This is a genomic window from Stenotrophomonas sp. PUT21 (assembly GCF_052232875.1).
GTDB lineage: Bacteria > Pseudomonadota > Gammaproteobacteria > Xanthomonadales > Xanthomonadaceae > Stenotrophomonas > Stenotrophomonas maltophilia_N.
Map to the genome: position 1 here is coordinate 713562 of NZ_CP197645.1, position 23923 is coordinate 737484.

The window sequence follows — 23923 nt, forward strand, 5'->3', positions numbered from 1 at the left end:
GAGCAGGTTTCCGGTCGCTTCCGGGCGGAATTCCGACAGGGTCGGGGACGGCGGCAATGATAAGATGGTGCAATCTGGATCCCCCCCAATTCTCCCAAGGGCGGCCCGGCAGATCTGCACCCCGCCCGGGGCTGTGATATGACTGCGGCCTGCCCTCGGACAACGGAAGAGCAACCCTATGGCGCGCGGCATCAATAAAGTCATCCTGGTCGGCAACCTCGGCAACGACCCGGACGTGAAGTACACCCAGGGCGGTATGGCGATCACCCGCATCAGCCTGGCCACCACCAGCGTCCGCAAGGACAAGGATGGCAACCAGCAGGAGCGTACCGAATGGCACCGCGTGGTGTTCTTCGGCAAGCTCGGCGAGATCGCTGGTGAATACCTGCGCAAGGGCAGCTCGGTGTACGTCGAAGGCAGCCTGCGTTACGACAAGTACACCGGCCAGGACGGCGTGGAGAAGTACTCCACCGACATCATTGCCGATGAAATGCAGATGCTCGGCGGCCGTGAAGGCGGCGGTGGCGGTGGTGCCGGCGGCGAACGCCCGCAGCGCCAGCAGGCCCCGCGCCAGGAGTACGGCGGTGGTGGCGGCGGTGGTGGTGGCGGTCAGCGCGGCGGCGGTGGTGGTGGCTACGGCCAGCAGCGCCCGCAGCAGCAGGCCCCGCAGCAGTCAGCGCCGCCGATGGACGACTTCGCTGATGACGACATTCCGTTCTAGGTTGTACCACGGTCTTAAACGTTAGTTTTAGAGGAAAAGCCCGCTTCGCGCGGGCTTTTCTGTACCTGGGCGCCGTTGCGTATAGGCCATTCCGGAGTAGAGTTCTCGCTACCACCTGCCGCTTTGGTACATAGCCGTGAGCATAAGGACTGGCCCCGTTGTTTCGACCATCGTTTTCAGGGATGGGGAGCGGTTCCCGATACTGATGGACGAGCAGGGAACTCCTCTGTGGAATCCAACGCTGTATATGACTACCCAGCTCAGAAACGCGAGCTTGGCGCCCTCGACGACGAAAGCAGCTCTGGAGGCAATCAAGCTCTTGAATGCGTGGGCCGACTCAGAACGCATCAACCTTGAAGCAAGGCTAGCTCACCGTCAGTTTCTTTCAGACATTGAGATACAGCTGCTTGCTACGTTCCTCAGAACGCGGGCAGCCAAGGCAGCGCTCAGTAGTCGGCCTTTATCGTTGGTGAGATATGCCAGTCGCGTCCGCGCCGCGCCCGGTGCGGCGCGTAGGCAGGTAGACCCGCACACGGCCTATAACCGAATCACGGCGGTTGCATCCTATCTGGACTGGCTCGCTAAGTACCTCTTAGAGCGTGAAGCAAAAGGCATGGATCAGGCTGCAGCGCTGACTATCGCGCTGATGGGAGAACGCCTGAAATGCAAGCGAGGCCGGAAGCGTAAGTCCAGCATCAATGCGCGAATGGGTCTGGATGAACCGCAGAAATCGTTGCTCGATGAAATGATGGGCACCGGCAGCGCCCTCAACCCGTTTCCACTTGAAGTCCAGATCCGGAACGCTGTCATCCTCGACCTACTGGATCTGGGGCTCCGGGCGGGTGAACTGCTTTCCCTGAAGGTCTCGGACTTCGACTTTCAGGCCAACACCTTCACGGTCGCGCGGCGGCACGGTGATAGCTCCGACCCGCGCAGGAGCCAGCCGGTCGTAAAGACAAGGGACAGGGTCCTGCCGATCACGGACGAACTCGCGCGGCGGATTTTAGGCTACGTATCGAGTGAACGAAAAAGCTGCGCCGCGTCGCGACGGCATTCATTCCTGCTGGTGACGCACAAGTTGGGCCCGCATCACGGACAGCCCATGTCCTACCAGGCGCTGTCCAAGGCATTCGCCAAGCTACGCGAAGCTGCGCATGGAAGACTCGACGGATTATCGCCGCACGTGATTCGGCACACCGCGAACGATCGTTTCTCCCGGCAGATGGATTCGCTGGGTACACCGCCTGCCCAGGAGGAGAAGATGCGGTCTTACATCATGGGCTGGCGGGAAGGTTCGGGCTCGGCAGCCACCTACACGCGACGTCACACCCAGCGCAAAGCCATGGAAGCGACCTTGATGCTTCAAAAGTCCAGGCGCGACAAGGGACGGGCATGAAGATCCTGAGCCGAGAGGGATACGAGCTGGATGTAGAAGAAGCCGTATGGGTTTTGTCCCGGGATGTGACCATCCATTTGGAGTGGGTTCGGGAGTCACTTGATGGAGAACTGCGCGACGGATTCCTAAGTGTTGCATCTTGGTATGCATCAAAATTCGCTCCTGGCACGGTGATGGCGGCCCTTGGTGGGTTCAGGAAATTCATCACGTTCCTGACGCATCGTGCCGATCGTGTGTTGTGCGTGGACTCTATAGACCTGATCAACTATCGAAACACCCTAAGTGAGCGGGAACGGTGTCACCTGCCAGGGTTTGTGACGTTGCTCCGGCACTGGGTCCGGCTTAAAGCGCCGGGAATCGACAGAGATGTGTTGAACACGATTTGCGCATGGAAGGACAAGAGCTCGCCAAAAGGCGTGGCGGTCAGGACGCGATGCTCGAAGAAGGGTCCGCTCTCGCAGTTGGAGTACGAGGGTTTGACAGATCGCTTGGTACAGGCTTTCTCCGATCGATCTGTAAGTCTGGGAAGTTATGTCCTGGCGGATTTCTTGGTCAGCACGGGCCGAAGGCCGAGTCAGCTGGGAGACCTCAAGTTGGCCGACATAAAACGCCCAGACGGGAGCGTTCAAGAGGAGTGTGGCCTGGTCGTGCTGGTTCCGCGGAGAAAGCAGGCCTGCACTTGGAGATCGGAGTTCAAGCCCGCCTACCTCACCCATGAGAAGGCGGCGCCGATGTTGGAGCTGGTGGAACACACCACCCGGCGCATGAGGCGCTTCTGGCCGGCACTGTCAAAAGACGATATCGACCAGGCGCCGCTGTTCCCCTCTTGGCGCACAGTGCGGCGTGCGCGTGGTCTCCCTCTCGCCGAGGTGAGGCAAAGGCTAAGGTCGGAGGCGTTCCATATACGGACTGCAACCATCACCGCTCGTCTAGAGCGGACGGTGGCGCGTCTAGAGGTCCCGTCCGAGCGCACACGCAAGAGTCTGCATGTCTTTCCGCTAAGGTTGAGGAGGACGGTTGCCACCCGCGCCGCTAGGGAGGGGCTCGGGACGGTCGTGATAGCAGAGCTACTTGATCATACCGACGATCAAAACGCACGTGTGTACACCGAGAATGTGCCGGAACACGTGGCGGCCATTGATGCGGCGGTTGCTGCGCAGCTGGCGCCCATCGTTCAGGCATTTTCCGGCATGTTGGTGGACAAGGAAGCCGAGGCGCTGCGCGGGAATGACATCGCCAGCCGGATTCGGTGTGACAGCGGGTCCAATGTGGGCACTTGCGGCTCGTTTGGCTTTTGCGGCGCCATTGCACCTCTGGCTTGCTACACCTGCAAGGCCTTCCAGCCTTGGCTTGACGCGCCGCACCGCGAAGTCATGGATCGACTCGTCCAGGAGCGTGGGCGCATCCGCACCATCACGATGGACGACTCGATTGCGGCGATCAATGACCGGACCATCATTGCGGTTTCGCAGGTCATTTGCCTGTGTGAGCAACGTAAGACGGAGTTGCGCGACCATGACTAGGCCGCTGCCGTTTAGTTCGAGAAGACAGCAGAGTGCCGCGCAGAATCGTGCATCGTTCATTGAGACATGCAGACACAAGCTCACGGTATTCGGCATGGACCTGAGCTGGGATGAGAACCAATGGCCAAATCCTGGCGTCTCGTTTGGAAACCTGGATCAGACGAGCCGCGTGCTGAAACCTGAGAATGTCCTGCAAGAGCCTTTCTTGACTTTTGCCAAGGCCTACTTTCGCTACATGCAGCGCGCCGGCAAGCGCAAGGCCTTCACGGAGATGCGGGCATTGCGAGTGCTGGAACGGGCGCTCGTTAATCGAACCGGCGGCGCCAGCATCGCCGACGTCGATGGGTGCATCCTGGATGCGGCGGCGATGCTGGCACGCGAAGCATACTCTGCGGGGGTGGCGTATCAGGCGGGAAGGGAGTTGGCCAAGCTCGCCACGTTCCTTTCGGACGAGCGTCTGGTGCCTAGGTGCCTGCAATGGGCGAGCCCGATAGCACGTCCAGCGGATACAGTCAGAACCGGACGGCAGGCGAGGGAGGAACGGGTGCGCAAGTTGCCTGATGCGGCCGCCGTGGAAGCGATGGCGGAGCTATTCGCCTCCCATCCTTCCGAGCCACGTGACGTCTTTACAACCTCGTTGTCGGCGATGCTGCTTTGCGCGCCTTCACGCATCGCCGAAGTGCTCGCATTGGAAAGTGAGTGTGAGGTGCGAGAGACCTGCAAAGACGGATCGATCTCATATGGCTGGCGACTCTGGCCCGGAAAAGGCGCAGCGCCTTATGTAAAGTGGATTCCCGGCGTCATGGCCCCGCTCGCGGAGGAGGCCATCGGTCGCGTAAGGCACATGACGCAGGATGCACGCTGGTTGGCTTCCTGGCTTGAGCGCAATCCCGACCAGTTTCCCAGACACGCGCAATGCCCTAGGGTCGCAGAAGATGATGCGCTGAGCCTAGATCAGATCGGGGCGGCGCTGGGATGCCTGGATGTGGATTCCAACTACATCAGGGGCGAAATCAACCGTCTAGGGTTTTTTCTGAGGCAGGGGCCCATCACACTGAGAATGCTCAACGAATGGGTCCGGTCAAAGTTGCCCAAGGAGTTCCCTTGGTATGACAAGGATCGTGGCCTGCGTTTCGCCGACGCCCTGTTTAGTTGCCTGTCAAACTTGCTCGATACAGAGCGACGGGTCATGCCCCTTGTCTTGAAGAAGCCAACGTCCAACACCTTCAATGACGACGTGGGAAGCCGGGAGAACTCCGCGTCGATCTTCGAAAGGCATGGGATGTCGGTCGACAAGAGCTCAAAGAAGTTGACGTCTCACCAATTCCGTCACCTGCTCAACACCATGGCGCAGCGAGGGGGGATGAGCCAAGCAGACATCGCACACTGGTCCGGCCGAACCAGTATTGAGCAGAACCGGGTCTATGATCACCTGTCGGAGTTTGAGGTCGTGGAGATGATCAAACGCCACGACCCTGTACTAAAGACAGATTCGGTCGTGGATAGCAACCTGAAGCTGCTGGCGGACAAGGTTCCAATGACCCGGCAGGAATTTGACCTCTTGCTGGTCCCGACTGCGCACGTCACCGAATACGGCTATTGCGTCCACGATTTCGTCATGGCGCCGTGCCAGCGCTTCCGGGACTGCCTGAACTGCAGTGAGCAGATGTGCGTGAAGGGCGATCGGCGGTTGGCGAGAATGCAAGAGCGGCTGATGCAGGTGAACGCGCTGGTGGAGCGCGCTTCGTCCGAGATCGCCAATGGCACCGCGGGAGCGGATCGCTGGTTCGAGACGCACCAAATGACGCAGCAAAGGCTCGCGCAACTGATCGAGGTTATGCAGTCCGCGCAGGTTCCAGATGGCACCTTGATCAGGCTCAGGGCCAACCAGGAGTTCAGTCCTGTGCGCAGGGCGCTTCGAAAGCGCTCCCTCGCACTGCCTCCTGCAGACGGACAGACCGGGATGCTTGACAATGGGTAGACATCTGCGAGATCGCGATGTCCAGCGCGTTGTCGAGATTCTCGATGGGTGGAAATCGGGCCTGACCTGGGAGGCGTTGGTCGAGGCCTGCCAAAAGCGCCTAGGCCTTCAGCCGGTGCGCCAGACACTCTATCGTTCGATGAGAATCCGGGAAGCGTTTGAACTGGCCAAGGCGCGGGTGCGGTCAGATGCGTTGCCAGTGCCTTTGCCATCCTCGTTGCGCGCAGCAGGCGAACGGATTGTTCGCTTGGAGGCGGAAAACGGCCGCCTAAGGCGAGAGAATGAAGGACTGATGGGTCAGTTCGTCATCTGGCAGTACAACGCGCATCTGAAAGGAATGTCCGAGGCCGAACTGAATTGTCCGCTCCCGGAGGTTGACTTGGGGCTGACGCAGAAAAAGAAGAGTCCACACAAGGGCATCTAGAGTGGCCGGTGCAACCGCCGGAACTAGTGCGGGGCACGCTTCTAGATGACTGGCAACTGCCGGCACAGCAATCAGGATGATCCGACTGGCGGGCAGCCTTCACAGGCTGAAGCCCAAATCCTCGACTGAATGGCCGGAGAACCAATGCTGCAGCGTGGCGACTGCCGCCGGATCGAGCTTATGAGTGAAGAGAAGCGCAAGGCGCTTCCGCGGCCTTGAAACCGCCACGTAGAACAGATTCCTATAGCGCTCGTAGGCGACTTGGCGCGATGCGATCAAGCTCTCGTTGGTCGCCATCTGCAGATAGAGATTGAAGTCGTAGTCGTTCCATCCGCGCCCAAAGACCACCAGAACATTCTCGAACTGATCGCCCTTGACACCGTGCTTAGTCTCAAACGGGGAATGAATCGCCCAGGGTTCCGTAGACACCTCGCAGCCATAAACTATGGCTTAGGCGGAGGTGGTTATGAGCACGAAGCGGTACACCGATGAGTTCAAGATCGAGGCGGTCCGGCAGATCGTTGAGTACGGCCGTCCGGTAGCGGAGGTTGCCGAGCGATTGGGCGTCTCGATCCACAGCCTTTACGGCTGGAAGCGGCAACAAGGCAAAGGCGAGGTTGGCCGGCGCGTGGAGCAGGACCAGAACGCGGAAGTGCGCCGCCTCAAGGCTGAGCTACGCAGGGTCACTGAAGAGCGAGACATCCTAAAAAAAGCCGCCGCGTACTTTGCAAAGGGGTAAGAGCAAAGTACGCCTTCATGAAGCAACACGCAGATGAGTTCGGCCTCGCGGCGATGTGTCGGATGCTTGGCGTCCATCGCAGTGGCTACTACGCCTGGCTAAAAGAGCCGGCAAGCGCTCGCGACAAGGACGATCAGCGGTTGCTCGGCCTAATCAAGCACAGCTGGCTGGAAAGCGGCTCTGTGTATGGCCACCGCAAAGTGACCACAGATCTGCGCGAGCTTGGCGAGACGTGTAGTCGTCATCGCGTGGCACGCTTGATGAAGAGCGAGGGGCTGCGGGCAATGGTCGGCTACGGTCGGCGACCACGCCCATTGAGCGGCCCTGTTGGATCAGTCGCCAAGAACGTTCTGGCTCGCGGCTTCAAAGTCAGTGAGCCAAATCGCGCGTGGGTCACGGACATCACCTACATCCGCACGTACGACGGCTTCCTGTACTTGGCGGTAGTGTTTGATCTGTTTTCGCGTCAGGTCGTTGGATGGGCAACCCGACCAACTCAACATACGGACCTGGTTTTGCAGGCGCTATTGGCCGCAGTGTGGCGGCGCAAGCCAAGCCCCGGGCTTCTGCTTCACTCCGACCAGGGAACCCAGTTCACCAGCGAAGACTGGCAGAGCTTCCTGCGCGAGCACGACATCGTGTGCAGCATGAGTCGACGAGGCAATTGCCATGACAACGCAGCGATGGAGAGCTTCTTCCAGCTACTGAAGCGGGAGCGTATTAAGCGGAGGATCTACAGCAATCACGACGAGGCACGGGCCGACGTCTTCCAGTACATCGAGATGTTCTACAACCCAAAACGGCGGCACAGTTCCAACGACGGGCTGTCCCCGGTAGAGTTCGAGAAGCAGTACGCACTAAACGGCTGACGACTGTCTAGAAAACCCTGGGCGATTCAAACATTGCCAGGCAGTTGCAATAGCCGCCCTGAGAAATAAGCCTCCAGTGCCCGGGTCGGAGGAAGTGGGCTCTTACGAATGTGGACTTGCCTGTCGATATGACGTCGACGTGGACATGTACGTGTGCGATCAAACTCGCAAGTAAGCAGCGCGCCCGTGCTGTCCGCCTGCCGGCGCCCTGGTCAGCCTGGCCAGCGCGTGTGAAGCTGATCGATGACAAACCGGTGGCGGTGCATGCCATCCGTGTCGCGGTGTGCCAACAGGTGCGGGTCGTCCTCAGCAAGATGCTCGTGCTGATGCGCTATCTCCTCAGGATCGTGCGCCGGCCACCTGCGCCACGCGGCGACCAAACCGAGTGCGGCCAGAGTCACCAGGGCGGCCAAGGCAACATGCAGGCCGTAGCGGGCACCGACCCAGCCGGCCAGCGGATAGGCAATCAGCCAGCAAACGTGCGATAGGGAAAACTGGGCGGCGAAGAGGAATGGCAGATCGGCGGACTCAGCCGAACGTCGCAGCAGCCGTCCGCCGGGGGTAACCAGACCGGCATATGCCATGCCCAACAGCGTCCAGGTCGGGATGACCGCCGCCCATCCAAGATTTCCCTTCAGGAAAAACCAAATGCCGAGGAAGGTGACCAGGACAGCTGCCATGAACAGTCCTGCAGTCAGCATCACTGTGCGGTCCGAAATGCGGTCAAGAACCTTTGGAAGAACAAGCGCTACCAGCATGGAGCCGCCGCCGAAAGCCGCCAACGCCCACGCAACCTGTTCCTCAGCCCCGCCCAGAACGGTGCGGACCATGACCACCGTATTGACGAACACCATCGCGCCGCCGGCTGCGGCACAGAGGTTCAATGCAAGCAGGCCCTGCAATCGCGGGGTGCGAAGGTAAATTCGCATTCCACGGATGGCTCGCGCATAGGGACCATCCTTGGAAGCGACCGCAGCGAGGGCGGGGAACGTGGTGGACGCGACTAGCACCGCCGAGAGGATGAAACCTACCGAGGTACCAGCGAACAGCCCGTGGAAGCTGATGATCGCCAGCAGCGCGGCAGCAAGCGCCGGGCTCAGCAGGCTCTCAAGGTCATATGCCAATCGGGAAAGCGAGAGCGCGCGTGTGTAATCGCGCTCTTCCTTAAGAATTTCGGGGATTGTGGACTGAAACAGCGGCATGAAGCATGCCGACGCCGACTGCAGCACAGCGATAAGGACATACACCTGCCAGATCTCGGTGACGAAGGGCAGACAGATCGCCACAGCGGCGCGAATCAGGTCGAGTGCGATCAGCACCCGCTTGCGCAGCCGTGCTGGGACCAACGCTCCTGAAACGGGAGCCAAGGTTACGTACACGACCATCTTGATGGCCAGTGCGGTGCCCAGCACCGCGCCCGCTTGGGCGCCCGCCAGGTCGTAGGCCAGGAGGGCAAGGGCGACAGTTGCCAAGCCGGTTCCGACCAGGGCGACTATCTGTGCACCAAATAGGCGGCGAAACGTCGGGTGACTCAGTACTTCGAGCATGGAATTGTCCTGGTAGCAACGTTTTGACGGCCCCAACTCGTGGACACCATCTGCCTGGCTTCAGGGCAGAGGCGGCAGACGGGCGGAGTGTACGCCCACCACTGTTTGGGTCGGGGTGACGACCCCGCCGGCATGGCGGGGTCGTTCGCTAAACGCGAGTGGATTTACTTCTTCTTCGGCGCTGCCTTCGCTTCGCAACGTTCCTTTAGCACCTTGGTCTGGGCATCATTTAGGTCCACCTTGAACTTCGAACGGTCCGCAAGCTGCTCGCAGGTTGTCGGCTTGGCCTTGGGGGCAGCCGAGGGGGCTGGATCGGCATGAAGGGCCGGATCATGGGCGGACGCCGTGGTGAAAAGGGACATGCTGAGAAGCAGGCCGGCAACTACCGCGCTATGAGCTTTCATGTTGTTTCTCCTCGGTTTGGATCGGCAAAGTGCCGGGGTGTTACGGCTGATAGATGTCGGCTTGGTAGCCAATAAGTTCGATGCTCACGGTCACCGGCTTGTCGCTTCGGTTCTGCCAGTACCACCCATGAGTTCCCTCAAATGGCGCGATGAAGGTGCCGTGAGACTCCCGCTGCGCACCTTCGACGGCGTAGCTGGTCCATGCGCCCTTCACGTCGGGGCGCTCGCCGTGCATATCGACTGCCACTTCACCAGTTGCCTTCCAGCGGAACAGCATTCCCGCGCCAGCAACCATGTGGGACTTGACCTCTTTTCCCTTGCCCGGCTCCAGCGTGATCGTCATCGCGTCCTGGCGAAGCTCACCGTTGGTGAGCGATATCGCGCCTGGATCAAGCGATTGCCCTTTGTTCGCCCCGAATGCGGCCGCGGCCTTCTCCGCCAAGGCGGCCTCTGCCCCCGATGCTGTTGAGGACGTCGGCGTGGACGGGTCGATGACGGTGCTTCCGCCGTCCGCCAGGGCGGTCAAGCCCAGCGCCCGGCCGATCCCTGTGGGATCAAGGCCGTACTCCGCCGGCAGAACGGCCGTGACGAGAAGCGCGCCGGCAATGGCAGCGGCAAGAAGGGTCGACTTCAGCAGGCGGCCAGTGGTGGGAAGTGGTTGATTGGTGGTGATCGACATAATGGGTCTCGGTCAGAAATCAGGAAACGAAGTAGCCGGTGAGCTGCATGCCGATGAGCACGAAGCCGGCCATCATCAAGATGGTGTTAACGCCGTAGGCCTGACGGTTGAAGGACGGCAGTCGACGCCAGAAGCCCATCACAATCAGGATGCCGGCAAGCGCTAGCAGTTGGCCGAGCTCAACGCCCACGTTGAACGCAAGCATGTTGGGGACCAGCCCGTCCGGCGATATCGAGAAGTCCTGAAGCTTCGTGGCCAGGCCGAAGCCGTGGAAGAAGCCGAAGACAAGGACCGCAATCTTGGTGTTGGGTTGCACGCCGAACCAGCGCTTGAACGCGCCCATGTTGTCCAAGGCCTTGTAGACCACCGACAGGCCGATGATCGCGTCGACCAGATAGGCGTTGACGTGAAAGCCGCCGAGCACACCGAGCAGCAGCGTCGTGCTGTGACCAATGGCGAACAAAGTGACGTAGATGCTCACGTCCCGCATGCGGTAAAGGAAGAAAATCACCCCGAACAGGAACAGAAGGTGGTCGTATCCAGTCACCATGTGCTTGGCGCCGAGGTAGGTGAACGCGATCAGTTGCCTACCGGTGCTTTCTTCAAGGAAGGCCTGGTCGCCCTCGCTGACACCGTGCGCGAACGCCGCAAACGGCAGGAGGACTGCGGCAAGCATCGAAAGCCATGCAAAGAGCTTGGTGGGGGAAGTCAAAGACGAGTTCCTTGTGCGGAAAGGAGATGGATGATTCATGGGGAGCGACTTTCCAGATCAGGTTTTTCGCGGTGGATCAGTCGATACAGCGCCGGCAGCACGAGCAGTGTCAGCAGCGTTGAAGAGATGATTCCGCCGATCACCACGGTTGCGAGCGGGCGCTGAACTTCCGCGCCAGCACCGACGTTCAGGGCCATGGGAAGGAAGCCCAGGCTCGCCACAAGTGCCGTCATCAGGACTGGCCGGAGGCGAGTAAGAGCACCTTCGGTGACTGCCCTATGCAGGGGCATGCCTTCTTCCCGCAGGTTCTTGATGAAGCTGATCATTACCAAGCCGTTGAGCACGGCAACGCCCGAAAGCGCGATGAACCCCACGCCTGCGGAGATGGACAAGGGAATGTCGCGCAGCCATAGCGCCACCACGCCCCCGGTCAGTGCGAGCGGCACGCCACTGAACACGATCGCAGCATCCTTTCCTGAGCCGAATGCCATGAACAGCAATCCGAAGATCATTACCAGAACCACTGGCACGACGATGGACAGGCGCTTGCTTGCCGAGATCAACTGCTCAAATGTGCCGCCGTACTCGATCCAGTAGCCTTCGGGCAGCTGGACTTCTTTTCCGACTTTGCTGCGCAGCTCCTCGACAAAGGACCCCAGATCGCGTCCGCGCACATTGCTGGTGATTACCACCCTGCGTTTGCCATTCTCGCGGCTGATCTGGTTAGGACCGGGCGCAATCTCGACCTTGGCCAACTGACCCAAAGGCACGAAGCTACGCTCTTGGCCTGTGCTCGCCCCTGGCGCGACGGCTACAGGTAGTGACGCCAGTGTTCCGATGTCCTGGCGCAGGTTCTCCGGCAGACGAACCACGATGTCGAAGCGGCGATCGCCTTCGAACACCTGGCCGACCGATTCACCTCCCAGCGCCACCGAGATGGTCTTTTGCACGTCGTCGATGGCTACACCGTATCGTGCAAGTGCATCCAGGTCCGGCGTGATCGTCATCAAGGGCAGACCGGTGATCTGCTCAATTTTCACGTCGGCCGCTCCCTGGATTCCGCTGGCAACGTCCTCCACCTGAGCGCCGATGGCTGCTAGCTGCTCCAGGTCGTCGCCGTACAGCTTGACGGCAACCTCAGCCCGAACGCCTGCAATGAGCTCGTTCATCCGCATCTGCACCGGCTGCGTAAACTCGTAGTTGTTGCCGGGAATGGCGCGAACCACTTTCTCAAGCTCGGCAACAAGCTGCGCCTTCGGCTTGCGCGGATCGGGCCATTGGTCCCGATCTTTGAGCATGATGAAGGTGTCGGCTACGGAGGGGGGCATGGGATCGTTAGCCACCTCGGCAGTGCCGATTTTGGCGACGACTTCATCCACCTCGGGGAACTGCTTGATCGCCGCTTCCAGCTGACGTTGCATGCCGATGGCCTGAGTCAAGCTGGTCCCAGGAATTCGGAGCGCATGCAGTGCGATATCGCCCTCATCCAGGTTCGGAATGAACTCAGTGCCGAGGCGGCTTGCAAGCAGACCCGCCAGGACGGTGAGCACTGCGGCCGAGGCGACCACCACCTTGCGTGCGTTGACAGCTCGCTCAAGCATCGGGCCATACAGCTTGGTGACACCGCGCATGGCCTTGGTTTCCTTCTCCGAAACCTTCCCCGTTACGAACTGAGCCACAGCGGCCGGCACGAATGTCAGAGACAGCGCCATGGCACCGGTAAGCGCGATCACCACGGTAAGCGCCATCGGGTGGAACATCTTCCCTTCCACGCCGGAGAGGGCAAAGATCGGGATGTAGACCGCCGCGATGATGAAAAGGCCGAACAGGCTTGGCTTGATCACTTCTGCACTGGCGCTTGCCGCCAAGGAGAATCGTTCTTCGCGGGTTAACAGACGGCCCAGAAGGTGTTGCCGTTCGCCAAAGCGGCGCAGGCAGTTCTCCACGATGATGACCGCCCCATCCACGATCAGGCCAAAATCCAGTGCGCCCAGGCTCATCAGATTCGCGGAGACACGATTCTGGACCATGCCTGTGATCGTCAGCAGCATCGTCAATGGAATGACCGCCGCAGTGATCAGCGCCGCGCGAAGATTGCCCAGAAGCAGGAAGAGGACCGCGATGACGAGCAAGGCGCCTTCGAGAAGGTTCTTCTTCACCGTCTCGATGGTCCGGTCCACCAGTTCGGTTCTGTCGTAGACGGGATGCGCCCGCACGCCGTCAGGCAAGGTGGCATCGATGTCCTTGAGCTTGGCGGCGGTTCGCTGAGCCACGTCCCGGCTGTTTTCACCGATGAGCATGAAGGCCGTACCAAGGACTACTTCCTTGCCATCCTTGGTTGCCGCGCCTGTGCGAAGTTCGGTGCCTTCAACAACGTCCGCCAGATCGCCAACGCGCAATGGCATGCCATCACGGTTGGCCACAACGATCTTGCGCAAACCCGCCATGTCGGCCACCTGCCCCGGCACGCGGACCAGGTACTGCTCACCGCTCTTCTCGATGTAGCCGGCGCCCACGTTGGTGTTGCTGCGTGCCACGGCTTCCAGCACGTCCTGCAACGTCAGTCCGTAGGCTTGGAGCTTCTTCGGGTCCGGCGTGATGTGGAACTGGCGGACATAGCCCCCGACGGTGTTGACCTCCGTTACGCCCTTCAAGTGGCGCATCTGCGGTCGGACCACCCAGTCCTGCAGCGTACGAAGCGCCATCGGCGTCCACGTCTCCTCAGCACCCGGCTCAGCTTCCACGGTGTACATGAAGATCTCGCCCAGGCCGGTCGCTACCGGTCCAAGGCTGGGCTTGAGTCCCTCGGGCAATTGGGATGCCGCTTGCTGAAGCCGCTCTGCGACCTGCTGACGGGCGAAGTAGATGTCCGTGCCATCTTCAAACACCACCGTGACCTGAGACAGTCCGTAGCGTGAGATGGAACGGGTGTATTCCAGCTTTGCCAACCCGGCTAACGCTGTTTCGACGGGGAATGTGACCCGTTGCTCGGCCTCCAGCGGTGAGTAGCCGGGAGCTTCGGTGTTGATCTGAACCTGGACATTGGTGATGTCAGGAACGGCGTCGATGGGAAGCTTGCTGTAGTTCCAGATCCCAAGGCCTGAGAAGGCCAGGACCAGAAGGAGCACAAGCCATCTGTGCGCGATGGACGCGCGAATGATTCGCTCTAGCATGGGGCGTCCTTAGTGGTCGTGGCTTGCGCCGGACTTTTCGATGTCGGCACGAATCAGATAGCTCTGCTCGGAGACGTACCGGGTTCCCGGCTTGAGCCCATTCAGAACCTCCACGCGCTCGCCATCGCGCCTACCCAGTTCAAGCATCCGCACCTCATAGCTGTCGCCCACTTGGGCGAACACCACGGTGAAGTCCCGGAAACGCTGAAGGCCCGATTCTTTTACCGTTAAAGGAACCTCCGTTTCCGCGATGACGACCTCGGCGGATACGGCCATTCCCGGTCGCCACTTGCCTTCGCTGTTGGCAAGGGCCACGCGTGCCACCACGGTCTGGCTCGCGCTGGCCAGCGGCAGGAGGCCCTGCAGCTTTCCCGTTGCTTCCAAACCACCTGTTGCCGAACGGATGGTTACCGCTTGGCCCGGGGACAGGCGCTCGGCGTCGCTTCCCAGCGCACGCAGATCCACCCAGACCTCAGAAAGGTCAGCAATCTCGAACAACGTGTTGTCGGCAGCGACATCTCCTACCGCCGTGTTGCGTGCGAGCACGACACCACTGAAAGGCGCCGTGACGGAGTAGGTCCGCATGCTGTCATTGCCCTCCACCGTGGCCAGCGTCTGACCGGCCGAGACGCGTTGTCCCATCTCGACCGCCACACTGCGGACCACGCCCGGGAAGCGTCCCTTCACCGCAGCGAATCGACCGGTGTCGACTGCGACGTTCCCCATAAGGGCGACAGTGTCCCGGATGACCCCTGGTTCAGCGGACTCAACCACGACACCTGCGTCGGCAGCCGCTTTCGGATCTATGGTGGTGCGCCCTTCGTACGAGGCGTATGCCCAGGTGTAGTTCTTCCCACCCACCACCGCGTCGGCTTTGACGTCAAAGGAGTGCGGTTCAACCACCTCCCCGTTGCCCATCAGGTAATCATTCTCTGGAACAAAGCTGAAGTTGTTGATTTCGCCGTCTAGTCGCTTGAGTTGCATCGTCGCTTTGACTTCGCCAGGTGCCAGCGGCTTGTCGTTGCGATAGGCATACAGCCGGAACTGCGGCGGGGTATTGGTTTCGTAAACAGTTACTTCAAGGGCGAAGTCGCCGTCGCGAAGCATGCGCCCGCGATGCGGCCCTCGTTCGTAATCGCCTGCGGCCGCAGCAGTGGCTTCAGGCTTGTCTCCCTGCGACGGTTCGTTGCCGCCACATGCAGCCAAGGCGAAGGGGAGCAGGATCAAGAATACGTATCGGTTCATGGGCGGATGTCCAGGGCAGAAGCAGTGAGGCGGTCGGCCTCGACCAGGAGACGGAGATAGCGGGCGGCGGATTCGACTTCCCGTTCGCGAAGGTCGAAGAGCCTCTGCTGCGCCTGGCTTAGTACCAGGAAGGAGAAGCGTCCTTCCTCAAAGCCTCTGCGGCTCTGATCAAAGGCCTGCTTGGCCTTTGGCAACTGGCGCTGGCGCACTGACTCCACTTCGGACTGCGCTTGCTTGAGCTGCTGGTAGATGCCAAACAGCTCCTGACGCACCTCCAGCATTTGCGCCTCGCGCCTGTATTTGAGCGAGGTCAGCTCGTAGTCTGCTTCGGCGACGGAGAAGTCCGATCGCCGCCGGCTCCCCAACGGGACAGCGATGGACATCACCAGGCCGCTGTCTTTGGTGGCTTCCAGTCGGCGAATGCCGAGGCCAACGCTGACATCCGGCTTGGCGCTGGCCCGGGCGATCTCCCTTCTTGCACCCAGAACCCCGGCCTGGGCCTCCATGGCCCGCTGCTGTGGTGTCGTGGCGAGGCGTAGGCTCAGATCATCAAAATCGTCCAGAGGGGGAAGGACCCCGGTATCCCCTGCAACCGAGCCGAAATCCGGGCTGGGCGCCCTCCACATGGCCGCCAGCGACATCCGCGCGCCTTCCAGGGCCTGCAACGCCTGCTCCCGCTTCAACTCGGCATCAAGCAGGGCGATCTCGGCGGATCTCAGGTCCGAGTCCGGATTGCGGGCGGCCGCTACCCAGCGGGCCACTTCACGACGCATGGCTTGGGCCATTTTGATGCGCTCTTCGGCGTGCTCGACATGCTCCTGAGCGGCCAGCACGTCGACGAAGCGCCCCGCGGCCAAGGTGGCGATAGCGATACGGGTGACGTCCGCTTCGCTTCGGGCGGCGTCCACCTCGGCGCCGCCGAGCGCTTGGCGCGCTGCCCGCTTCCCACCTAGTTCCAGAACCTTGGAGACGCGAAAGGTGGATTCCGCGGCGTCCAAGCCGCTCAGGCCACCTGAGCCAGCCACGTTCTCAAGCTCGCCGCCAAGGACGAGCGGCGTAGGCAATGCCTCCCGGCCCGCACGGCTTCTGACAGCTTCCAGTTGAGCGGCGTCTGCCTGGACGCGGGGATGAGTGCCCAGGGCACGGGCAACCGCATCCTCCAGGCGCAGCACTTCAGCGGCGTGGCCAGGCACGGCCACACCGCAGGCGCCGGCTAAGGCCAGCGCCCACAAACTACGTAATTTCACGGAAAATCTCCGACAAATGGTCATGACGACGCGCTGCCGGCCACCATTTGGTGGACAGCGCTCTCAGGCCGCTACAGCGCGGCAGGAGTCGTTAGACGATCGGAGGTCTGAAAGGTGAGCCGCGATGGCCGGAGGGCTCATCAACGGAGTGCAGGCCGGGCAACAAAGATGCCGGCGGAACCGTAGCCAGGTTCAGATTCGAGGACACCAGCATGCCGGCAAAGCTCACATCAGCCTGGTGAAGGACGCTGTGGACGCCTGATGCATGCTTCGGATCTACGTTGTCGCCATGTCCAGGGGCGTGTGAGTGCCCATGCTCCGCCGTTGCAGCGATGTCGTGCTCGGCAGTGTGGAGCTCGCCCTGCTGGATCACAATCGGCCGAACAACAACGCTCAACAGCATCAGCACAAAAATGCTGAACCGGATGAGTCGACGGTGGCGGGCCGAGAAGGCGGACATGAAATGAAGAATAGTCGTACCGAACCTGGGTTGTCGAGAGCGTTGAGTTGGGGGGGAGCGCGGCCTGCTCCAATATAGACTCGCCTCTCGAGGAACGCGTCGCTCAAGCCCGCTCCGATCGACCCTGCCTCAGGCGTGGTCGCCCAAGGTGTCCGGTTCTGGCCGATAGCCGGCCCCGAGGGTGGGCGGTGTCTACCCTCGGCCCCTTGGGCGATTCAGTCACGCTCGCCTAAACTAAGTGCGCTATTTCCCTCTAACAAGTCCAGCTACTTCTAGTGCCTTAACCCTCTCGCGATAGGACGCACGGAACTCTGTGAAGGAATGGCTCATTGTATGTCCTGCTCTAGACCACCTCTCGACATCCCAGCCGCATTCTACTAGCTCAGATACAGAGAATGTAAATTCCAGTGTCTCAGTGAAGAAAGGGAGGAAGGGATAAACTTTTTCATAGTCGAGATCGCCGGAAGGGCCGTGCACGAAGTAGTTCCTGCACTTCACTGCCAGTCTCAGAACTTGCAGAAGTTCCGGAAACCACGGTTCCAGACTGTTTAGTAAGATCTCGCCCCGATGTTTAACTTTTGATGTAAGTGTCGAGCTGCCGAGCCTTGAGAGGGCCTGGAGCATTGAGTCGCGTTGTGGTGAGACGGGGAGATCCCGGAATAGCAGCCTTGTCTGACTGGCAGCCGCCAGTAGACGGTCAGGCAACTCTGGCGGTTGTGGGCAGTCTTCTTTGGGAAGAAGATCGAACATGTTGGCCGCTGCTACGAGGCGATTGGTGGTGTAACGGTTTCCGTACTCTATGCCGTTAGCGTGCTGTACCCGTGCGGCGAGCCTCTTGGGATCCCTTGCGATCCAGGATGACATGACGTTGCAGAACTCTACTGTTCGCGTTGCCGCGTCTAGTGGAAGGTCAAATCGAAGCGATGTGGGAAGCTTCTCGACGGAAGACGCGCGTGCCATGCATACGTGAACCGTGTCCGGCAAAGAAAGCTCGTCCTGCGAGAACCTTCGTGCAGTGAACTGGTGTGCTGTCTGGTGTCGACCACTTAGCATTGTTAGGAATCTTAGGATCACGAGTATGCGGGTAGCTGCTTCGTTGAGCGTAATTGGTTCGCTCATATCCACGCTGATGCGTACAACGTTCGTGATTCCTACACCGTGAGCTGTACCAGATTCTCCACTGGGACTGTTAAAAATGCTGATACGGCCTAGATTGGTTTAAATCGCCCAGGGTTTTGTAGACAGTCGTCAGCCGTTTAGTGCGTACTGCTTCTCGAACTCTACCGGGGACAGCCCGTCGTTGGAACTGTGCCGCCGTTTTGGGTTGTAGAACATCTCGATGTACTGGAAGACGTCGGCCCGTGCCTCGTCGTGATTGCTGTAGATCCTCCGCTTAATACGCTCCCGCTTCAGTAGCTGGAAGAAGCTCTCCATCGCTGCGTTGTCATGGCAGTTTCCTCGTCGACTCATGCTGCACACGATGTCGTGCTCGCGCAGGAAGCTCTGCCAGTCTTCGCTGGTGAACTGGGTTCCCTGGTCGGAGTGAAGCAGAAGCCCGGGGCTTGGCTTGCGCCGCCACACTGCGGCCAATAGCGCCTGCAAAACCAGGTCCGTATGTTGAGTTGGTCGGGTTGCCCATCCAACGACCTGACGCGAAAACAGATCAAGCACTACCGCCAAGTACAGGAAGCCGTCGTACGTGCGGATGTAGGTGATGTCCGTGACCCACGCGCGATTTGGCTCATTGACTTTGAAGCCGCGAGCCAGAACGTTCTTGGCGACTGATCCAACAGGGCCGCTCAATGGGCGTGGTCGCCGACCGTAGCCGACCATTGCCCGCAGCCCCTCGCTCTTCATCAAGCGTGCCACGCGATGACGACTACACGTCTCGCCAAGCTCGCGCAGATCTGTGGTCACTTTGCGGTGGCCATACACAGAGCCGCTTTCCAGCCAGCTGTGCTTGATTAGGCCGAGCAATCGCTGATCGTCCTTGTCGCGAGCGCTTGCCGGCTCTTTTAGCCAGGCGTAGTAGCCACTGCGATGGACGCCAAGCATCCGACACATCGCCGCGAGGCCGAACTCATCTGCGTGTTGCTTCATGAAGGCGTACTTTGCTCTTACCCCTTTGCAAAGTACGCGGCGGCTTTTTTTAGGATGTCTCGCTCTTCAGTGACCCTGCGTAGCTCAGCCTTGAGGCGGCGCACTTCCGCGTTCTGGTCCTGCTCGACACGCCGGCCAACATCGCCTTTGCCTTGTTGCCGCTTCCAGCCGTAAAGACTGTGGATCGACACGCCCAGTCGCTCGGCAACCTCCGCTACCGGACGGCCGTACTCAACAATCTGCCGTACCGCCTCGATCTTGAACTCATCGGTGTACCGCTTCGTGCTCATAACCACCTCCGCCTAAGCCATAGTTTATGGCTGCGAGGTGTCTACGGAACCCTGGGCGATTCAAGTAGCACATTCTTCCAAGCGTTTTAAAACAGGTGCCCTGCTCATGTCTACGCACGCTGACTCCTGGGATTTGGCAACTGCATTACGAGATATGTCCGCCGATCTTGCGAAACACGTACACGCTTCAACTCTCCCGGCGTCCAAGGAGCTGGACAGCTGGCTGGACTACATCAACAAGGCGGCCCGCGTGTATTGGGCGCTTGAGAGCGCCTGCGAAGATCTGATTGAAGACGGCGCTACGGAGGCTAGAGTTCAGGCGCTCAAAGAGGCCTTGACCCGCGCTCAGGGGCAAAGTGAGTATTGGCCTAGAAAGGATCGATGGTAGATCGCGCTGGGCTGTGGATGTCTCTAGACAGCATCTGAGAGTTGATCAGGTAGCGGGTGCTCGGAGTTTTTCCAGCTGCCGCGGCAGCGGAAAGCGCACTGCATGGCTCCTCCGTCTGCCGCACTCCGTTTAGTAGCAGGCCCTCATACACAAATGGACCTGCACCGGCATAGTGTCAGCGTTGTAATTGGAACTAGGCCAATCGTTGCCGGCCAGTGGGTGGTCTACGAGTCGAGCAAGCACGGGGGGTGCCCGGTCACCAATTTTTCGAACCGCGCTAGCGAAGGTTCGAAGCATTGTCGTAACCCTGGGACCTGGTCAATTCGATCGCTTTCGGTGTACATGACCACATGCATAGCCTCCACCAGCCGGGCGATCCGAGCGAGCGGGTCGACAACCTTGCAGCTATTCTTCCCAAAATCTTCCAAATCCACCCTTGCTGCCAACAGACCCTTCTGGTGATTCAAGGTCAGCGCTAACACATCACTGGGAAGGTAGCAGGTGGTACAGACGATATCGTAGGCCGGCGACATTTTCACGGTGTCCTGTGCAGGATTCTCGTAGGTCACGCCGAAGTTCTTCAGGTGCGCATCACCGTTACCGACCAATACTGACAGTGCGACTTGGTCGAATAGCTGCGCCAACGCCGCCCGCCGATGCTCCACCGAGCAGTAGGCATTGAGTATCTGGGCAACCTGCTCATAGCTGAGGCTGTACTTCCAGCTTGCGTTGAGTCCCGCAAGGACCGCAATGTCCTCAAAGCCTATTGGTGCCCCTGCCTGCGTGCGATCAAATCGCCGCATGACAAATCGTTTATTGTCTGCTGAAAGGAAAAAATCCGGTACCGGAATACCAGCTTCCTTGGCGATGGACATGCATAGGTATTCGTTGATGGCCAAACCGGGGAAGTGGGCGCCTTCGGTCTTGACGATGAGTTCTCGTGTGGGCAGAAGTGCCTTTCCGAATACTGCCCCTGATTGCTCTGGGACCAGAAGCTTCGGCTGCATGCCAGAGACGCCTGACCGCATCAGGTAGGCGTCGGTCAGTTCTTGGAACAAATCGCCTGTTCCTTGGTCTGCCAGCAACTGAGAAAGTTCAATGCCCATCGCCGCACCGGGGGTGAACTCAGGGCTTGTGACAAAGACACGGCCAATGCCAGCTTCACCACCCGCCATCGCCAAAAGGAGCATGGGATCAAGCGTGGATGTCTTCCCAAACCGACGCTGAAGCATCTCCAGCATATGGCCCTCCGGAAGGTTCATTTGGAAGATGGACATGAGTTCGTTGTCTTCATACGGCTCCATGCGTACGGGCATACCCAACGAGACAGCGGAGGGGGGTAGGGCACTTGGCGCGTAGTTGAAGGCGTAGTAGCCCACGTAGTCCAACTGCCCCGATAGACCCTGGGGCGTGGACACCGTCATGCTTGTGCGCTTGACCATCATTTGCTCCCTATCGGCTGGCCCGGCTCGGTCTTGCCACTAGCGGTCACGCGCCGCCGACGGGGACCTTGCACGGCACTGTCTGCGGCCACCTTCTTCCCAGGCGCGTGATGTCCGTACATGGCATGAGGTGGCGCCAGCCCGAGCAGCGACCGCAGTTCTACCGTGGTGGGCTTGGAGGCAGGCACTACGCTTAGTTCGCCGCCCATGCTTTCCAACACCGCCACCACGGTACCGAGCGCGATCCCGGCTGCACCCTTCTCCAGCTCGATGATCGTTTTTCGGTTCACGCTGGCGGCGGCAGCTAAGGCCGATTGGCTTAGGCCACGCTGGACGCGCATGCTCCGGATCTGGTGAGCAAGGCGGAGGAGGATGACATCTTTCATGTCCGTTATTATACACATGATTGACCAGGTGTCCGTAAAAACGGTCAGGTCAAGGTCCGTAATACGTCACAACGAATACGAAATGTCCAATATAATGGACATTTCGTATCTTTGTGTGACAAGACGGGCTCAATGATGCCACGGCGGCAAGGTTCACCTCGCGCGATCTGAGCTCCCTGGAGCTCTAGCCCCAATTTGGCGCCGCGGGACGCCTCCTGCGTGTGCCTCTTCGGATCCAGTCAGCGATCCAGGGCGAGCTCCTCCAGTGTTCTGACATGAGTCTAGTTACATTCAACGCGCGGACGTGCGGAGTCTGTTCCGGTAGCGACTGGCAGTCGAGGCACCAGCCCAACCTGCCGGACTATCGCGCGGGTGGTTGAGCGTTCAACAGCTCTGAGCGGCTCATACGCTTTGTATAGGTGGCTCCTAATGATTGGAGCAATTTTGTTGCGTTTGAAGCCGCGGTGGGGCCGCCAAGGGATGATTCGTGACAAAAGGGTATAGCCAGTTGTGGTGTTTATTTATCTAAGCCAATGATTTCAAAGGGGTAAATGGTGTCTTTCCGGAGCATTGGTGGATAGACCCCTTTTGATTTCTGATTTTTACGGATGCAAACAGAAACCCCGGTAAGCCGCTGTGCTTGCTGGGGTTTTTCTTTTTTGCACGGGAAGCTCTGCTTCCTGCCGGTTTGAGGCCTGTCTTCTGCCCGTAGCCATGGCACGATGGGTCACAACTCAAGGGAGGAGTGACGGCATGCGGCTGACGGACCAGGAACTCAAGCACGTGGTCAATGTCGACTGGGGAATGCGGTTCTGGCGATGGTTCCGCTGGGTGCTGCTGGTCATCCTGGCAGTGGCCGCGACCGGTGATTACACCGGCCTGATGAAGCAGGCACCGAATGCGTGGCTGATCGCCGGCGCGGTCTATCTGCTGGTCGCCTGGCCGGGGCTCTGCCGCGCGTATGTCTATCGCTCGCTGCGACGCATGATCGAGGCCGACCCGGAGGCGCGCGAGCAGCTGCGCCAGGCGATGCATCGCTGGCGATGAGAAGGTGCCTGCCGCGCGGCGGCAGCTGTCCTCCCGCAGCCCGGTGAGCGTGATTGCGTGGCACGCCGCCCTCGCATCGCACGAACACGACGACAGCCATCACGCGCGTTGTGCCCCGCAGCATGCGTTTTCGTGCACCGCGTCTTGCAAAAAAAACCGTTCCTCCTCTATGGTGCAATCGATTGCATCGCGGCAGTTCGTCAGCGTTTGATACCAGGAGGCAGGAAGGCGGATGTCCATCCATTCCATCAGACCGCCATCGGCGCCGGGGCTCACGCGGCGTGATGCGCTTCGCATGGCAGTCGCCGGGAGCCTTGGCTTGGGCGCTGTGTCCATGCTGCCGGCATTTGCAGCCACCGCGCCGCTCAAGGGCAATCTGAAGCACTCGGTCGCCCGCTGGACCTTCCCGCAGCTGTCGGTCGCGCAGCTCTGCACGACGGTGAAGACGATTGGTTTTGCCGCCATTGACCTGGTCGGCCCGGAGGATTGGCCCACACTGAAGGCCAACGGCGTATACAGCTCGATGTGCAACGGCGCGGAGCTGGGCCTCACCAAGGGCTTTGCCGGCCGTGAGTTCCACGACCAACTGGTGCAGCGCTACACGCGGCACATCGATCTGGTGGCCGATGCGGGCTACCGCAACCTCATCTGTTTTTCCGGCAACCGCAACGGCATGGATCCCCAGGAGGGCATGGCCCATGCAGAAGCGGGCCTCAAGCGCATCCTGGGGCACGCCGAGAAACGCGGCGTGGTGCTGGTGATGGAGTTGCTGAACTCCAAGGTCGATCATCCCGACTACCTGTGCGACACCTCCGCATGGGGCGTGGCGCTGTGCCAGCGGCTCGGCTCGGACCACTTTGGCCTGCTCTACGACATCTATCACATGCAGATCATGGAGGGCGACATCATCGCCACCATCGGCAGGGATCACGCCTGTTTCAAGCATTACCACACGGCGGGCGTGCCTGGCCGGCACGAGATCGGGGACCAGCAGGAACTCAACTACCCCGCCATCTGTCGCGCGATCCGCGACACCGGTTTCGATGGGTATCTGGCGCAGGAATTCATGCCTGCCGCACCGGATCCCGTCGGCTCGCTGCGCGAGGCGATCCGCCTCTGCGACGTCTGAAACGATATCCACCAGGTGAGA

21 protein-coding genes are annotated in these 23923 nt (G+C 60.1%); 8 read left to right on the forward strand and 13 right to left on the reverse strand.

Features of this window, described 5'->3' with window-relative positions:
* Positions 1-178 precede the first annotated feature (178 nt).
* The 5 genes from ACTT2I_RS03410 to ACTT2I_RS03430 all read left to right on the forward strand — a co-directional run bounded on the left by ACTT2I_RS03410 (position 179) and on the right by ACTT2I_RS03430 (position 6045).
* A complete protein-coding gene (locus ACTT2I_RS03410; protein ID WP_088435225.1) occupies positions 179-721 on the forward strand; it encodes a single-stranded DNA-binding protein in 543 nt (180 codons plus the stop codon).
* A 205-nt stretch (positions 722-926) separates the two neighbouring features.
* Entirely contained in the window at positions 927-2117 is a 1191-nt protein-coding gene (locus ACTT2I_RS03415) for a site-specific integrase (RefSeq protein ID WP_088435226.1), read from the forward strand.
* A complete protein-coding gene (locus tag ACTT2I_RS03420; RefSeq protein ID WP_088435227.1) occupies positions 2114-3640 on the forward strand; it encodes a site-specific integrase in 1527 nt (508 codons plus the stop codon). Before ACTT2I_RS03415 ends, ACTT2I_RS03420 begins: the two co-directional genes overlap by 4 nt.
* A 94-nt stretch (positions 3641-3734) precedes the next feature.
* Positions 3735-5621: a hypothetical protein gene (locus ACTT2I_RS03425; protein WP_443096782.1), complete on the forward strand. Its 1887-nt coding sequence runs from the start codon at positions 3735-3737 to the stop codon at positions 5619-5621.
* A complete protein-coding gene (locus ACTT2I_RS03430; RefSeq protein ID WP_088435229.1) occupies positions 5614-6045 on the forward strand; it encodes a hypothetical protein in 432 nt (143 codons plus the stop codon). The genes ACTT2I_RS03425 and ACTT2I_RS03430 overlap by 8 nt, the downstream gene beginning before the upstream one ends.
* 99 nt (positions 6046-6144) lie before the next feature.
* Here ACTT2I_RS03430 and ACTT2I_RS03435 read toward each other — a convergent pair whose 3' ends face one another.
* Positions 6145-6474 carry a hypothetical protein gene (locus ACTT2I_RS03435; RefSeq protein ID WP_216359492.1) on the reverse strand — a complete coding sequence of 110 codons (330 nt, stop codon included), beginning with the start codon at positions 6472-6474 and terminating at the stop codon, positions 6145-6147.
* A gap of 37 nt (positions 6475-6511) precedes the next feature.
* Between ACTT2I_RS03435 and ACTT2I_RS03440 the strand changes: the two genes are divergently transcribed.
* Positions 6512-7653, forward strand: a protein-coding gene (locus tag ACTT2I_RS03440; RefSeq protein WP_319623689.1) for an IS3-like element ISStma9 family transposase whose coding sequence is annotated in 2 segments (ribosomal slippage) — positions 6512-6749 and positions 6749-7653 — 1143 coding nt in all. Because the reading frame shifts where the segments join, the coding sequence is not laid out codon by codon here.
* Between the two features lie 212 nt (positions 7654-7865).
* Here ACTT2I_RS03440 and ACTT2I_RS03445 read toward each other — a convergent pair.
* The 12 genes from ACTT2I_RS03445 to ACTT2I_RS03500 all read right to left on the reverse strand — a co-directional run bounded on the left by ACTT2I_RS03445 (position 7866) and on the right by ACTT2I_RS03500 (position 21726).
* The gene (locus tag ACTT2I_RS03445; protein WP_443096783.1) at positions 7866-9200 is read right to left on the reverse strand and encodes an MFS transporter; all 1335 of its coding nucleotides are present in this window, start codon (positions 9198-9200) and stop codon (positions 7866-7868) included.
* Positions 9201-9364: 164 nt separating this feature from the next.
* The gene (locus tag ACTT2I_RS03450) at positions 9365-9604 is read right to left on the reverse strand and encodes a hypothetical protein (RefSeq protein ID WP_319623687.1); all 240 of its coding nucleotides are present in this window, start codon (positions 9602-9604) and stop codon (positions 9365-9367) included.
* Between the two features lie 40 nt (positions 9605-9644).
* Positions 9645-10283 (reverse strand): hypothetical protein, encoded by a 639-nt coding sequence (locus ACTT2I_RS03455; RefSeq protein ID WP_319623686.1) that lies wholly within the window; start codon positions 10281-10283, stop codon positions 9645-9647.
* A gap of 19 nt (positions 10284-10302) precedes the next feature.
* Complete coding sequence (locus ACTT2I_RS03460; RefSeq protein WP_345785049.1) at positions 10303-11034, reverse strand: HupE/UreJ family protein; 732 nt, start codon at positions 11032-11034, stop codon at positions 10303-10305.
* A complete protein-coding gene (locus ACTT2I_RS03465; protein ID WP_443096784.1) occupies positions 11031-14168 on the reverse strand; it encodes an efflux RND transporter permease subunit in 3138 nt (1045 codons plus the stop codon). Before ACTT2I_RS03465 ends, ACTT2I_RS03460 begins: the two co-directional genes overlap by 4 nt.
* A 9-nt stretch (positions 14169-14177) precedes the next feature.
* Complete coding sequence (locus ACTT2I_RS03470; RefSeq protein WP_443096785.1) at positions 14178-15413, reverse strand: efflux RND transporter periplasmic adaptor subunit; 1236 nt, start codon at positions 15411-15413, stop codon at positions 14178-14180.
* On the reverse strand, positions 15410-16660 hold the full coding sequence (locus tag ACTT2I_RS03475; RefSeq protein WP_319623683.1) for a TolC family protein: 1251 nt from the start codon (positions 16658-16660) through the stop codon (positions 15410-15412). The genes ACTT2I_RS03470 and ACTT2I_RS03475 overlap by 4 nt, the downstream gene beginning before the upstream one ends.
* Positions 16661-16751: 91 nt before the next feature.
* Positions 16752-17120, reverse strand: coding sequence for a hypothetical protein (locus tag ACTT2I_RS03480; protein WP_319623682.1), 369 nt, complete (start codon positions 17118-17120; stop codon positions 16752-16754).
* A gap of 243 nt (positions 17121-17363) precedes the next feature.
* Positions 17364-18239 (reverse strand): hypothetical protein, encoded by an 876-nt coding sequence (locus tag ACTT2I_RS03485; protein ID WP_443096786.1) that lies wholly within the window; start codon positions 18237-18239, stop codon positions 17364-17366.
* 129 nt (positions 18240-18368) lie between these two features.
* Positions 18369-19510, reverse strand: a protein-coding gene (locus ACTT2I_RS03490) for an IS3-like element ISStma9 family transposase (protein ID WP_087986239.1) whose coding sequence is annotated in 2 segments (ribosomal slippage) — positions 18369-19273 and positions 19273-19510 — 1143 coding nt in all. Because the reading frame shifts where the segments join, the coding sequence is not laid out codon by codon here.
* Between the two features lie 612 nt (positions 19511-20122).
* The gene (locus ACTT2I_RS03495; RefSeq protein ID WP_172407554.1) at positions 20123-21340 is read right to left on the reverse strand and encodes a type II toxin-antitoxin system HipA family toxin; all 1218 of its coding nucleotides are present in this window, start codon (positions 21338-21340) and stop codon (positions 20123-20125) included.
* Positions 21340-21726 (reverse strand): helix-turn-helix domain-containing protein, encoded by a 387-nt coding sequence (locus tag ACTT2I_RS03500; protein WP_172407555.1) that lies wholly within the window; start codon positions 21724-21726, stop codon positions 21340-21342. Before ACTT2I_RS03500 ends, ACTT2I_RS03495 begins: the two co-directional genes overlap by 1 nt.
* 753 nt (positions 21727-22479) lie before the next feature.
* Between ACTT2I_RS03500 and ACTT2I_RS03505 the strand changes: the two genes are divergently transcribed.
* Positions 22480-22773 carry a hypothetical protein gene (locus ACTT2I_RS03505; RefSeq protein ID WP_421100637.1) on the forward strand — a complete coding sequence of 98 codons (294 nt, stop codon included), beginning with the start codon at positions 22480-22482 and terminating at the stop codon, positions 22771-22773.
* A 232-nt stretch (positions 22774-23005) separates the two neighbouring features.
* A complete protein-coding gene (locus tag ACTT2I_RS03510) occupies positions 23006-23902 on the forward strand; it encodes a hydroxypyruvate isomerase family protein (protein WP_421100636.1) in 897 nt (298 codons plus the stop codon).
* Positions 23903-23923 lie beyond the last annotated feature (21 nt).

Bases quoted from the DNA above. Each gene is read 5' to 3' on its own strand.
- ACTT2I_RS03410 (WP_088435225.1), top strand. From the start codon at position 179: ATGGCGCGCGGCATCAATAAAGTCATCCTGGTCGGCAACCTCGGCAAC.
- ACTT2I_RS03415 (WP_088435226.1), top strand. From the start codon at position 927: ATGGACGAGCAGGGAACTCCTCTGTGGAATCCAACGCTGTATATGACT.
- ACTT2I_RS03420 (WP_088435227.1), top strand. From the start codon at position 2,114: ATGAAGATCCTGAGCCGAGAGGGATACGAGCTGGATGTAGAAGAAGCC.
- ACTT2I_RS03425 (WP_443096782.1), top strand. From the start codon at position 3,735: ATGGACCTGAGCTGGGATGAGAACCAATGGCCAAATCCTGGCGTCTCG.
- ACTT2I_RS03430 (WP_088435229.1), top strand. From the start codon at position 5,614: ATGGGTAGACATCTGCGAGATCGCGATGTCCAGCGCGTTGTCGAGATT.
- ACTT2I_RS03445 (WP_443096783.1), bottom strand. From the start codon at position 9,200: ATGCTCGAAGTACTGAGTCACCCGACGTTTCGCCGCCTATTTGGTGCA.
- ACTT2I_RS03450 (WP_319623687.1), bottom strand. From the start codon at position 9,604: ATGAAAGCTCATAGCGCGGTAGTTGCCGGCCTGCTTCTCAGCATGTCC.
- ACTT2I_RS03455 (WP_319623686.1), bottom strand. From the start codon at position 10,283: ATGTCGATCACCACCAATCAACCACTTCCCACCACTGGCCGCCTGCTG.
- ACTT2I_RS03460 (WP_345785049.1), bottom strand. From the start codon at position 11,034: ATGAATCATCCATCTCCTTTCCGCACAAGGAACTCGTCTTTGACTTCC.
- ACTT2I_RS03465 (WP_443096784.1), bottom strand. From the start codon at position 14,168: ATGCTAGAGCGAATCATTCGCGCGTCCATCGCGCACAGATGGCTTGTG.
- ACTT2I_RS03470 (WP_443096785.1), bottom strand. From the start codon at position 15,413: ATGAACCGATACGTATTCTTGATCCTGCTCCCCTTCGCCTTGGCTGCA.
- ACTT2I_RS03480 (WP_319623682.1), bottom strand. From the start codon at position 17,120: ATGTCCGCCTTCTCGGCCCGCCACCGTCGACTCATCCGGTTCAGCATT.
- ACTT2I_RS03485 (WP_443096786.1), bottom strand. From the start codon at position 18,239: ATGAGCGAACCAATTACGCTCAACGAAGCAGCTACCCGCATACTCGTG.
- ACTT2I_RS03495 (WP_172407554.1), bottom strand. From the start codon at position 21,340: ATGGTCAAGCGCACAAGCATGACGGTGTCCACGCCCCAGGGTCTATCG.
- ACTT2I_RS03500 (WP_172407555.1), bottom strand. From the start codon at position 21,726: ATGAAAGATGTCATCCTCCTCCGCCTTGCTCACCAGATCCGGAGCATG.
- ACTT2I_RS03505 (WP_421100637.1), top strand. From the start codon at position 22,480: ATGCGGCTGACGGACCAGGAACTCAAGCACGTGGTCAATGTCGACTGG.
- ACTT2I_RS03510 (WP_421100636.1), top strand. From the start codon at position 23,006: ATGTCCATCCATTCCATCAGACCGCCATCGGCGCCGGGGCTCACGCGG.